We start from the raw sequence: 13116 nt of genomic DNA, 5'->3' as shown, positions 1-13116 counted from the left end.
AATAATTATAAATCGTATCGTTGAAATAATAATAACAGCTCAAACAACCAAGCATTCCCGCAATTAGCCAGGGAGCGATTTTCCGGATATTGAGGTAAAATCAACCAGCATTTCTTTAAAGATCTTTTCATTATCGTCCAACTTATAGCTTTCAAGATCTGGCTCCATTGTTTTTGCATTTTGGTCTTGATTGTACTCATAAATACTCCATTCACCATTGTTGTACTCTAAAGCACTTAAACTTTCTATCCAATCTCCTGAGTTCAGGTAATGGGTTGAACCATTTTTTGTTGATATTTCTTTGTATTCGGGATGATGAATATGACCACAAACTACATAATCGTATCCTTTATCAATGGCTATTTCAGCGGCGGTTTGCTCAAAACTATTGATGTATTTTACTGCCGATTTTACACTGTTTTTAATCTTTCGTGACAAAGAGACTTTTTCGCGCCCCATCAACTTTGCAAAATAATTCACAAGCGAGTTGATCATGATCAACAAATCATATCCAATTGATCCCAATCGTGTTAGCCACTTTGCATATTGCATGGTAACATCAAAAACATCACCGTGAAAAACCCAAGCTTTTTTACCATTTAAATTTAGAATCAGCTTATTTACAATTTGTAGCTTACCCAATGTAAACCCCTCAAATTTTCTAAGCATTTCATCGTGGTTTCCTGTTACATAATACACCGGAACACCTTTCGACAATAAAGAAGTAATGTGTTTAATGATTCTCATATGAGATTTTGGCCAATATCTTTTTTTAAATTGCCAGATATCAACAATATCTCCATTAAGAATTAACTTTTTAGGTTGAATTGAATTCAGATATTTCAAGAGCTCTTCCGCTCTGCAACCAATTGTTCCTAAATGAATGTCGGATAAAACTACAACTTCGACCTTTCGCTTGTTTTTTGCCATAAGTTCGTCAACTTGATAATAGGCAAAAGTATCTTTCACTTGTTAACTTATTCGTCAAGAAAGTTTACGAAATAATAAATTGTAATTTATATAGGGTTAAGAAATTGTAATAACACAAGTTTAAATGTTAAAATACCATTACACAATTGACATAAAACAAAGAATTCAGCTAAAATAATCACAAAGCGTAACAATATTTTAATTCGAATTAAACTTATTAATGAACGAGTTATGTAATTTGATCATCAAAAACACAACCCTTTTACCAATCAACAGTACAACAATTAATTTGTTGTTAATTAAAGCAAGTCTTATACAAAGCTGATAGCAAGTATCATTTATAGAACTAGTCATTTCAACCTCAGTTTGAGGCATCAGGACACAAGTATCAAGGAAATTGAAAAACGAATAAATACATTGGTTTTGCTATCCATCTTTATCAATTCTCTTTGCAGTTATTACAGCTGGATGCTTTCTTTTCATAGTCTATGATTTTTCCATTGGCATCTTTTTCAAAACTGCAACATTTGCTCAAAGCTTCTTTTAATAAACTTCTTCCGCGCTGTACTCTCGATTTGGCTGCAGAATAGGATATCTGAAGTTTTTCCGAAAGCTCTTTCTGACTTAGCCCATTTAATTCACTCAACATCAGTGCATCCCGATAGTCCTCAGGCAAAGACTTAATCATAGGAACAATACAAGTTTGAATATCAGCCATAGCTTCGGCATTGTTCTCATCTTCCAAATCCAGAATGTTTGCATCCACTTCCTCTGCCTTTGACGATTTTCTATAATAATCAATAATTGTATTTCTTGTGATCTGGAATAACCAGGCTTTTATTTTTTTATCCTCTTGCAAACTATCAATCTTACTGTGAATTTTTATAAACACTTCTTGCAAGATATCTTCAGCCAATACAGAATCTGAAACTCTTTTCTGAATAAAAGAAAGCAATTGCTTGTGATATATATTCCAAATGCGCTCTACCATTATTAATTGTATTCTATTTGACTGCAAAATTATAATTTTTGCTCAAATTATCTATATCGATTCTAAATAAAAAGCCATTTATCTATTGTCCCATATTTACGGAATAATAAATAAATGGCTTATTGAAAATTAATTAGTAGAGGTAATTCTAATCAGAAAAGTGAATATACCGAGTTCAAATAATAAGATTCACTAACTAGTTCCTGCAAAAAAGTATTGATCAAAGCTCGAGTACCAAACGTGCTCTTTTTTAATATTACGAAACACCATTATCATACTTTACCTGCAAGTACTAACTAACAGCCGCAACCCTCGCCACACCCACAAGCTTCAACCACATATTTCATATCTTTAAAGCGATCTGCAAAAGCATCCTTTTCTTTACTTTCAGGTGGACATTGACATGGTCCTAAACCTTTACATGCGCAATCTTTAAGAGGCTTTTCCTCTGATGGGTTAAATTCTTGATTTACCATTTCTGTTTTCACGTTATCATCGTTACAACATACTCCTGTATGATACAATTGTGACCCGCAACATTCGTTATTCATTTGTATTAATTTTTCTTATTCTACAATTATTTATCCCTAATCTCAACAAGGTAGACGCAAAGAAGAAAGAATGGACGCAAAAAAAATTATAAAAACTTTCCTTTGATAATAGTTTATGCCCGTATACTTGGTTATAATTGGAATTTATGAGGTCTTTCATTCGCTGAAAATTTAATCTTAGCCATAAGTATTCGCAAAATTTCAAGAACAAGCTTCTTTCTGCTTAAATTTGCGATTATAATGTGACTAGCCAATGTGTATTATTAACTCAAAATTAAACAATCGTGAAAAAGTTGATCCATCTCTTAACCTTAAGTGTTTTTAACATTTTAGCTTGCAATTCGCAAAACCCAATCGTAGTCATCACCACTGATTTTGGAGATATCGAATTAGAAATATTTTCTGACAAGGCTCCTGCTACAGCAAATCATTTTATGCAGAATATTGATAAAGGTATATTTAAAGATGCAAGCTTTTACAGGGTTGTAAGAAAGGACAATCAGCCTAATAATGATGTCAAAATTGAAGTAATTCAAGGAGGCTTATTTCACGATTCGATAGTAGACAATATGCCAAGAATAAGACATGAAACAACCATAGAAACCGGAATACTGCACAAGAATGGTGTGATTTCAATGGCAAGGATGGAGCCAGGATCTGCCTCAACAGAAATCTTTATCTGTATAGGTAATCAGCCTGAGCTTGATTTTGGCGGCAAACGCAATCCCGATGGTCAAGGCTTTGCTGCTTTTGGAATTGTTACCAATGGTATGAATGTGGTAAAAAAAATTCAGCAACAAAAAGACAAGGATCAGATGCTAATCGAACACATCAAAATCATAAACATTAAACAAAAGTAAGCAAGTCCTTTATGGATTTCATTTTATAAAAATGGGAATTTTCAATTTCTTTCTCACTCAACATTTCGTGTTCCCATGTAGTATGAAATGGTATGTGAATTGCTTTGCATCCCAATTTCAACACTGGCATAATATCCGATTTAAGTGAGTTGCCAACCATTAAAAATTCGCTAGGAGTAATATCAAGGTGCTTAATTAATTTTTCGTAGTCGCTTACCTTCTTATCACTCATCACCTCGATATGGTGAAAATACTTTAGCAAACCCGATTTTTTCAACTTTCGCTCCTGATCAAGCAAATCTCCTTTGGTTGCCACAATCAAACGATACTTCCCAAACAATCCCTTTAGTACATCTTCAACTCCATTAATCAGTTCAACCGGTTTGTTGATTTGCTCTTTTCCCAATTCGATAATAGCTTGAATTTTATCTGGCGAAAGCTTCCCTTTTGTAATTTTTAAACCTGTTTCAAGCATTGATAAAATAAATGCCTTTGTTCCGTATCCATACAAGGGTATATTTCCAATCTCAACTGCAAAAAGTTCTTTAGTCACCTCGTCAAGGCTCATTCCATTGGTAAGCAGTTCGCAAAACTTTATCTCTGTTTCACGAAAATAAGGTTCATTAACCCATAGCGTATCATCTGCATCAAAACCAATAACTTTTATCTTTTCCATTGGAGATTTTATTTGTAGCTCCGGCAAAATTACGAACAATCCATAAAATTGCAAGGTTTTCACTTTATGCAATGTCGTCTGTAGCTTGGCCGAATCACAAATCTTGACATTGAGTGTACAATTTCCTACATTTATTTGTGCTTATAAACAAAGCTGATTTCCTCTCATAACATTATATCCAAGCATGGAAAAAAGAATGAAATATCAGGATCACCCTTCGCGATTTTTCCTAATTATCGCAAGAATTGTTGGTTTCTTAATTACAGGAGTTTTTCTTTTATTCATGGCTCCCGAATTCATTAAAATTTTAAATACAAAATCGGAATATACCGAACTGTGGATTTTTGTTTTTTATGTTCTTGCCATGATTTATGGAGCAGGATTTCTCTTGTCCTTTTGGTTAATAAAATTAAGTGCCTACATAATGATTGCAAGTAGCATCGCAATCGCTCTTTATGGTTTCATCGATACAATGAATTGGATCATATTCCTGATTTTAATTCCTCTTACATTTTCAGGAATACTATTATTGATTTATGCAAAAAGGTTAGGTTTATAATCTTCTTACCTACTTGGTCTTTTTTACTTTTACAATATTGTCTGAATTCAACTTCTTTCCATTGTATCTGTATGCAACTAAAACACCTCCATTAGCAATACAACCATCAACACAACAAATATTTTTGCGAATTACACCAGCATTTCCATTTAAACAATAATGTCCAAAGAACACGGGTAAATCCTCTTTAGGATAAAGAGGAATATCATAACAAAGTTCAGGCGGAATTGTATAGTTTGGGAGATTGAATTTATTTCCGAAAGAAATATCCTGAAAACTTTTTCCTTGCATAGGTTCCCACCATTTTATTCTAAAAGAAGTTCTTTTAAAACCATAACCATCTTTAAGAACCATATTATCGGGCAAATTAAACTCTCGGCCTTTTAACAGGAGCAATACAGCGTCATATACTTTTCCTCGTTCAAAATATATTCTTCTTAAAAAATTCTTACTTAATCTATTTTCGGGGTTTTCCTTTTTTAATAATTCAACGGCTTTATGATCCCAAGAAGCATGAACTACTCTAAAGTCTTCTAATTCAAGAAAAATTGGTAAAGTACGTAGCCATTTAAGGTATTTCTTTCGTCTATCTTTATCTAGCTTAAACTCCTCGTAGGTATGCTTGATTTGAGTTTTATTTTTCAGATTGTGATCACGCAGGTATAAACCATCATCATCTTTGGTGTAGAATGCCAATACATTCAATTCATGATTCCCAAGTACTGCATATGCACTTCCTGCGGTCACCATTTTCTTGACAATCTTTAGTGTTTCGAAAATTTTTGGCCCTCTATCAACAAAATCCCCAACAAAAATGGCTTTTCTTTCCGGATGAAAATAACCAAACTCATTTTCGGTATAGCCTAATATTAATAATAACTTCTTTAGTGTTTCAGCCTCTCCGTGAATATCTCCAATTATATCGTACACCTTTTGCTCTGCTTCGTTAATTTTCTCCAAAAATATAAAATTAATTGAATTTGTTTACCCGTAATTTTCTGACTCTAACAATAGTAACCGTTGCACAACCAAGTAATATTTCTAAAAAATAAGATAAAAGCCATAAAAGTATGCGGATTTGCAAGCTTTTAAGGCTTTGTTTTTTCTGTGTTTTTTGCTTGTGCTTTAAATTATTAAGTGCTTAAATCAACTCTAATTAAGCCAATACACTTCTTCAGGGAATGAAACAGAACAATGGCCTGATTTGTCATTGTTTCAGCTGTTTTATTCATAAATTTCATTAGTTTTTTAAGGTTATAGGCTGTTGCAGACATGTGCATTACCTTATTGGCCTGGGCAATTCCTATAGTGTTGATTTTTCGAAGTCCCATAAATTGTGTTAAGGTTCCGAAAACAGGCTCGACTGTAGATTGCCGTTTGCCTTTCATGTATCTGCCGAACTTGCTCTTCACCCTTTTGTTGTTGCGTTTATACTGTTCTACATACACAGTTATTGCGATGCGTTTTTCGTGACTTTTGCCCAGGCATTTCTTCTTGATAGGACAGTTTTTGCAATCGCTTCGTTTGGTCAGATAATGATTCTGAAGAGAGTTGGTTACCATTTTTGTTTTTCGAAAAGTAACTTTCTTTCCCATGGGACAAATCCAGTAGTTTTCCTCTTTACAGAAAGTAAATCCTTCGGGACCGCCCTTGTAAGTTCCGTGTGGAGGTATGTAGCTGATAATGTTTTCCATTTCCAGAAAAGCATAGTTTTCTCCGCTACTGTAACCGGCATCGGCAAGAAGGGTTGTCCACAACAAGCCTTGATTTTTAAGTCTTCGCTTTAAACGCTTTGTGGCATCCTGCAAGTATTGATTGTCTTTTTTATAAGCATGGTAGGCTTTTACATCGGTGATCACATGATTGGCAGTATCAACACTGATATTATTTAGATAATTCAGCTTTCTGGCTTTGCCAGGTTTTACGCTGATTCTTGCATCGGGATCGGTTGGACTGTAATGGGTTTTGTTACTGGTATACTTGGCTCCTTTGTTGGCAGCTCCCGGACGTTGATCCTGATTCTTTTGCCAATTACGATTGCGGGATTTTATTTCCTGCAATTCTCTTTTATCGGCTGTAATGATTTGCTGATTGCGAGAAGCCTTATTCTTTTTAGGCTTTCTATCTTCTCTACTCTGGTAGCGAGCTTTTTGAAGATAAGCCTCCAGCTGTTCTTCAGGAACTTTCAGTTCCAAACTATCCATGCTGGCATTGGCTTTTATTGGTGCTGAATCCATGGCCTGAGTATGACCTGCAACCATTCCCTTGTCTACACACATGCTTAAAATATGAGTAAAAACCTCTTCAAATATCTTTTCGGGAAACAGTTGTCTTGTTCTGCTTAAAGTACTGTGCCATGGCAATTGCTCATCGATATCAAATCCTAAGAAAAATAGGATATCCAATCGCATGGAGCAGTGTTCAATTAACTGTCTGTCACTTATGATATTTTCTAAATACCCAACTAAACAGAGTTTATAAAAAACAACAGGATCAATGCTCTTCTGTCCACATTTCCCGTAGTAAGCTTGAGTCTTTTTGTATAAAAAGGATAAATCTAAAACGGATCTTAATCTTCGATAGAAATTATTTTCAGGAACTCTTCCGGAGAGTTGAAAGCTGGAAAATAACTTCTCTTGGTAAAGTTTCTTTCCTTGCATTTTTATTTACAAGTTAAGCTATTATCATTGCTAAGTAAAGTTATTATTGTTAGTTTTATAAACAAGTTATCAAGAGTTGTGCAACAGGCACAATAGGTGAAAATAAGCGAACTCACATTACCTTTCTGCAATGATATTGAATACAATACTAAGCTATTTTTATTGACTAAGCAACAATCAAAATATTAAAAACACACCCTAATGCCATATATTACCATGATAATTGATTCAAGCTTCAAATATTTTAAAATTTGAACAATCCATTCACTTCTATTTTCTTTTTCACAGTTTTATTGCCGCTGTAGAAAAACTCGTTCACCTTTCGGTTGTATGTATAATCCTCTTTCCATTCATCGTAGTTCTCAATTACTTTTTCCAGGGAATCTACAAAGTATAAAACTTCCTTATCTGTTGCCGTGGGGTGTAAGGACCACCTTACCCATCCTGGCTTATGAGATAAATCTCCTGATGTAATTTCACTTGTAATTGCATCCGATTGTTCTTGACTCACTTTTAACAGATAGTGCCCGTAAGTACCAGCGCAAGCACAACCTCCTCTTACCTGAATACCGAATCGATCATTTAGTAGTTTCACCAATAAATTGTAATGGATATACTCCACGTAAAAAGAAAGAATCCCCAGACGTTTCTGCACATTATCAGCTAAAATGTACACATCTTTAACTGCTTTTAATTTGTTAAAAGCAAGATCTAAAAGTTCCTCTTCCCTGACTGCAATATTTTTAGTTCCCATTTGATTTTTCACCTCGATTGCCAAAGCCGTGCGTATGGCTTGTAAAAATCCAGGAGTTCCGCCATCTTCACGAGCCTCAATATTGTCAACAAACTTGTATTTACCCCATGGATTCGTCCAGTCTACAGTTCCTCCTCCCGGATTATCGGGAACCTTGCAGGTATACAACTTTGAATCAAAAATCATTACACCCGAGGAACCGGGACCACCAAGAAATTTATGCGGCGAAAAGAAAACTCCATCCAGTTTAGCCATCGGATCCGATGGATGCATATCAATATCAACATAGGGAGCCGAGGCTGCAAAATCAATAAAGCAAATTCCTTCATATTCATGCATTATTTTAGCCATTTCATGATATGGAGTTACAATGCCTGTAACATTGGAACAAGCCGTAAATGAACCTATTTTCATTTGACGATCTTTGTATTTTTCCAATTCATTTCTTAAGTTTTTCAGGCTAATTGTAAGGTCTTCACCAGGAGGAACTACTACAACATCAACATTCGTTTCGTACCATGATGTTTGGTTCGAATGATGTTCCATGTGAGTAATAAAAACAACAGGCTTTTCTCTTTCCTTTTGACATTGATATTTACCAATTAACCCACATCCTTTTAATCCTAGTATCCGCTGAAGTTTATTAACCACTGCAGTCATTCCAAATCCAGCATGAATAATTACATCATCAGGACTGGCATTTACATGCTTCTTGATTAATTCCTGTGCTCTATGATACGATTGAGTCATTAATGTTCCGGTCTCGTTGGTCTCGGTATGTGTATTGGCTATATACGGACCAAATTCTTTCAACATTTTCTTTTCTATAGGATTATATAATCTTCCACTGGCGATCCAATCTGCATAAACTATTTTTTGCTTTCCATATGGTGAATAAAAACAGGCATCATAGCCGACTATGTTTTTTCGAAATTTCTTGAAATAATTCTCCAGATTACTCATTTGGCTTGGGTTAGAATTAGGATTCGCATTAGGTTCTTGTTTATATATTTTCCATTTGTCTGATGGAAGCCACAAAATCAAAACAATTATTACCCTGTATGTTTAAGCATGCTCGTTGCAAAATAAAACTGGAATAACAATTGACTTGGTGATTTTAGTACAAAAATTTTTATTGCTCATCACTTTTAAAGGGCTTCAAAATAGAGAATTGAGGAGGCAAAAACAAGAAGTATTATCAGCTTTTTGACATTCTACTTTACGAACGGCTAATTTCAAATGATTCTTTATAAAATATAATTTGCTTTGACATGCCGAATCTAGTATTTTTGGGATTCGCAATTTGTTTAACATCAGACTTACACATATCAATGAATACAATTGTTCAACTTTTTGAAGAGAGTGTAAATAAATATGGATCGAATCCTTATTTATGGGAACACTCGGGCAAAAAATACGAATCAGTAACTTATTCGGATCTATACAAAGATGTGCAATCCCTTGCTGCAGGATTGTATGCTTCCGGAATAAGAAAAGGTGATCGAATTGGACTTTTATCCGAAGGCAGAAATGCTTGGGTACTATCAGAACTTGGAATTCTATTTACAGGTGCTGTAAACGTTCCTCTTTCGGTGAAGCTGGATGCTCAGAATGAACTAAAATTTAGACTGATTCATTCAGAATCGAGATTTGTTATTGTTTCGAAAAATCATATCGAAAAAGTTCGTTTGATTAAGGATGAGCTTGAAAAGCTGGAGAAAATTATTCTTATTGATGATAGTATAGAATTACAGGATAAAGAAATTTACCTGTCAGAGATAATAAAACTAGGTGATAATCTATCGGAAAATGATACGAAGGAGTTAAAAAACATCCAAAAAGGTATAAAAGCGGATGATAATGCCAACATTTCTTATACATCGGGTACTACTGCCGACCCTAAAGGAATTATTCTTACCCACAACAACTACACAAGCAATGTAATTCAGTCGTCGAGCTTAATGCACATCCCCGAACATTACAAAACATTATTGATTTTGCCATGGGATCATTCTTTTGCTCATACAGCCGGAATCTACAGTTTCATGCTTAATGGTGCCTCCATAGCAGCGGTTCAGCAAGGAAACTCTCCAATGGAAGCATTGAAAAATATTCCTAAGAACATCAAGGAAATAAAACCCCATCTTTTATTAAGTGTGCCCGCCTTGGCTAAGAACTTTAGAAAGAACATCGAAAAAGGAATAAAAGCCAAAGGCCCAAAAGTTGTGAGCTTATTCAACAAAGCTTTAAAGCTGGCATACAAATACAACGATCATGGATGGAACAAAGGCAAAGGAAGTAGAATATTTCTAAAACCTATGTACATGCTGTACGATAAAATTCTATTCTCAAAAATCAGAGAAAACTTTGGTGGAAATTTAGAATTCTTTGTTGGAGGAGGTGCGTTACTTGATATCGAATTGCAAAAATTCTTTTATGCAATCGGCATTCCAATGTATCAGGGATATGGACTATCAGAAGCATCACCTATTATTTCGTCAAATGCTCAACACAAACACAAATTAGGTTCCTCGGGATTTTTGGTGAGCAATATGGACTTAAATATCTGCGACGATGAAGGCAATGCCTTGCCTGTTGGTGAAAAAGGAGAGATCGTGATTAAAGGTGGTAATGTAATGAAAGGATATTGGAAAAATGACAAAGCTTCAGTCGAAACAGTTAGAAATGGCTGGTTACATACCGGAGATATGGGTTACATAGACAGAGATGGCTTTCTTTATGTATTGGGTCGTTTTAAATCTCTACTCATTGCCAATGATGGTGAAAAGTTTAGTCCGGAAGGAATCGAGGAAGCTTTTGTTGATCAATCCCCATTAATGGATCAGTGTATATTGTACAACAATCAGGATCCGTATACAATTGCATTAATTGTACCGAACAAAGCTGCTCTTGTTGCAAAACTAAAAGAGCAAAATCTAACTCCTGATAATGAAGAAGGACAAAAAGCAGCTTTGGAATTATTGCAAGCAGAATTGAATGAATATCGTCGTGAAGGAAAATACGAAGAGATGTTCCCTCACCGTTGGCTACCAACCGCTGTTGCCATTCTTCCGGAAGGATTTACAGAGGAAAACAAACTTCTGAACTCAACCATGAAAGTGGTTCGCAATAAAGTAATTACTCACTTCAAAGAATACATAAATTACTTGTATTCACCAGAAGGAAAGAATTTCTTTAACGAAAAGAACAAGCAAAGTATCAAAAGCATAAATTAAGGCTTCTACCAGTTTTATTCAGCAAAAGACGATGATAATGTAGATGTGGTTCGAACTCACTTTAACGTAGATTTAACTTTCATTTACTATTTAAAAGCATTACAAATAATTATTTCTTTATAGATTTCGGAAATTTTAAACCAAAAACATGATACGATTAAAATCAATAAAGCTTTGGCTGCTATTTACTGCAACATTATTCATTACAAATGTTTACGCCCAACCAAGTGAGAGAGCCAACTATCAGGGACCAGCTCCAAAATACATTTTCTATTTTATTGGAGATGGCATGGGGCTTTCACAAGCCAACACAGCCGAAGCTTATCTGGGAGCTATTCATCAGAAAAATGGCATTCAAAAATTAAATCTAACATCTCTGCCAAAGCAAGGATTTTATACTACCTATGCAGTTGATCGCTTCATTACAGGATCAGCAGCTGCAGGTACAGCATTATCAACTGGTACAAAAACCACAATCAATACAATTGGTATGGATGCAAAAAGGCAAAAGCCATTAAAAACCATTGCTGAAATAGCCAAGGAAAAAGATTATAAAATTGGAATTGTCTCTTCTGTTTCTATTGATCATGCCACTCCTGCATCGTTTTATGCGCATCAACCTACCAGAAATATGTATTACGACATCAGCCTTGACCTAAGCAAGAGTGGATTTAACTATTTTGCCGGTGGTGGATTTAAGCATCCTGAGGGCGATGGTAAAATTGATGCAAAAAATTCAATGTCGAACTTTGGAATGGGAGATTCCGTCGATCTTGATCAGAAAGAAACCAACTCTATGAGAATTGCTGAATCAAGAGGTTATCGATTTACAAATACTGTGGAAGATTTTAATGCTCTTAAAAAGGGAGATGATAAAATTATCAGTATAGCACCTGCACTAGCCTCTGGTGCTGCCTTGCCTTACTATATTGATCAAAATGGAAAATCAGATATCTCGCTAGCCGATTTCACCCAAAAGGGTATAGAATTATTGGACAACAAGAATGGTTTTTTTATGATGGTTGAAGGCGGTAAGATTGACTGGGCTTGTCATGCCAACGATGCTGCAACTGCTATTCAAGAAGTAATACAGTTCGATAATGCCGTTGCCGTTGCTTTGGATTTTTATAAAAAACACCCTAAACAAACTTTAATTATTGTTGCCGGCGACCACGAAACAGGTGGTATGGGAATGGGTTTTTCAGGAAGCCATTACGAATCGGCATTTGCCCTGCTTCAACACCAAAACATTTCGTACGAAAACTTTTCAAATCTAATCACAGATTACAGAAAGAATAATACAGAGAAGTACAATATTGAAGATGGATTGGCATTGGTAAAAAAACATTTTGGTTTAGGAGATGCAGAAAAAGGTCTTGAACTAAGCGAGTTTGAGTTACAAAAGCTAAGCATTGCTTTTGACAAAAGCATGAACTATAACGAGGAAATGAAAAAAGACGATCAATTCTATTTGTTGTATGGCAGTTACGACCCATTTACAATTACTGCATGTCATATTCTATCGAATAAAGCTGGTATTGGATGGACATCTTTCTCGCATACGGCTGCACCGATACCTATTCGTTCCATTGGAGTTGGAGCCGATTTGTTTACAGGCTTTTTCGACAATACCGATGTTCCTAAAAATTTGATCAAACTGATTGAAAACAGATAAAAGGAAGCCCCGCATTTGCGGGGCTTTTTACTTGCCTCATCTTATAAATCCTCCTACAGGAGAAAAGAACACGAGTTATAAAAACCACCGGTAATAAATTTTCCTTCACCTTTAATAGTCTGTCTCGAAAATCGGAAATAAAGGATTGGGAGATCGTCTAAAATACAAGCTCATTAAATCAATGGCTTATTTTTCTAGCATCCTTACATTTCTTCTATTCTACA

The 13116-nt window shown here is 35.1% G+C and carries 11 protein-coding genes; 4 read left to right on the top strand and 7 right to left on the bottom strand.

Going from position 1 to position 13116, the window contains the following annotated elements; translation table 11 throughout:
* Window positions 1-63 precede the first annotated feature (63 nt).
* From ACO05S_RS15770 to ACO05S_RS15760, 3 genes are all read right to left on the bottom strand, one after another.
* Window positions 64-969, bottom strand: coding sequence for a UDP-2,3-diacylglucosamine diphosphatase (locus ACO05S_RS15770; RefSeq protein ID WP_421918973.1), 906 nt, complete (start codon window positions 967-969; stop codon window positions 64-66).
* Window positions 970-1369: 400 nt separating this feature from the next.
* On the bottom strand, window positions 1370-1921 hold the full coding sequence (gene sigZ / locus ACO05S_RS15765; protein WP_421918972.1) for an RNA polymerase sigma factor SigZ: 552 nt from the start codon (window positions 1919-1921) through the stop codon (window positions 1370-1372).
* Window positions 1922-2217: 296 nt separating this feature from the next.
* A complete protein-coding gene (locus tag ACO05S_RS15760) occupies window positions 2218-2472 on the bottom strand; it encodes a hypothetical protein (RefSeq protein ID WP_421918971.1) in 255 nt (84 codons plus the stop codon).
* A gap of 284 nt (window positions 2473-2756) precedes the next feature.
* Between ACO05S_RS15760 and ACO05S_RS15755 the strand changes: the two genes are divergently transcribed.
* Window positions 2757-3332: a peptidylprolyl isomerase gene (locus tag ACO05S_RS15755; protein WP_421918970.1), complete on the top strand. Its 576-nt coding sequence runs from the start codon at window positions 2757-2759 to the stop codon at window positions 3330-3332.
* On the opposite strand, the gene ACO05S_RS15750 is transcribed toward ACO05S_RS15755, so the two are convergent.
* A complete protein-coding gene (locus tag ACO05S_RS15750; RefSeq protein WP_421918969.1) occupies window positions 3319-4008 on the bottom strand; it encodes an HAD family hydrolase in 690 nt (229 codons plus the stop codon). The genes ACO05S_RS15755 and ACO05S_RS15750 overlap by 14 nt on opposite strands.
* Before the next feature lie 184 nt (window positions 4009-4192).
* Between ACO05S_RS15750 and ACO05S_RS15745 the strand changes: the two genes are divergently transcribed.
* Entirely contained in the window at window positions 4193-4567 is a 375-nt protein-coding gene (locus tag ACO05S_RS15745) for a hypothetical protein (protein ID WP_421918968.1), read from the top strand.
* A gap of 9 nt (window positions 4568-4576) precedes the next feature.
* On the opposite strand, the gene ACO05S_RS15740 is transcribed toward ACO05S_RS15745, so the two are convergent.
* The 3 genes from ACO05S_RS15740 to ACO05S_RS15730 all read right to left on the bottom strand — a co-directional run bounded on the left by ACO05S_RS15740 (window position 4577) and on the right by ACO05S_RS15730 (window position 8944).
* The gene (locus tag ACO05S_RS15740; protein ID WP_421918967.1) at window positions 4577-5527 is read right to left on the bottom strand and encodes a metallophosphoesterase; all 951 of its coding nucleotides are present in this window, start codon (window positions 5525-5527) and stop codon (window positions 4577-4579) included.
* Between the two features lie 173 nt (window positions 5528-5700).
* Window positions 5701-7227 (bottom strand): IS1182 family transposase, encoded by a 1527-nt coding sequence (locus ACO05S_RS15735; protein ID WP_421918966.1) that lies wholly within the window; start codon window positions 7225-7227, stop codon window positions 5701-5703.
* A gap of 244 nt (window positions 7228-7471) precedes the next feature.
* Window positions 7472-8944, bottom strand: coding sequence for an aminotransferase class V-fold PLP-dependent enzyme (locus ACO05S_RS15730; protein ID WP_421918965.1), 1473 nt, complete (start codon window positions 8942-8944; stop codon window positions 7472-7474).
* Window positions 8945-9312: 368 nt separating this feature from the next.
* On the opposite strand from ACO05S_RS15730, the gene ACO05S_RS15725 reads away from it, so the two are divergent.
* Complete coding sequence (locus ACO05S_RS15725; protein ID WP_421918964.1) at window positions 9313-11217, top strand: AMP-dependent synthetase/ligase; 1905 nt, start codon at window positions 9313-9315, stop codon at window positions 11215-11217.
* 148 nt (window positions 11218-11365) lie between these two features.
* Entirely contained in the window at window positions 11366-12892 is a 1527-nt protein-coding gene (locus tag ACO05S_RS15720; protein WP_421918963.1) for an alkaline phosphatase, read from the top strand.
* The last annotated feature ends 224 nt before the right edge of the window (window positions 12893-13116 follow it).

The sequence above is a fragment of the Marinifilum sp. genome (assembly GCF_965230805.1).
Classification (GTDB): domain Bacteria; phylum Bacteroidota; class Bacteroidia; order Bacteroidales; family Marinifilaceae; genus Marinifilum.
This window is presented reverse-complemented; position numbering and strand designations above follow the sequence as displayed.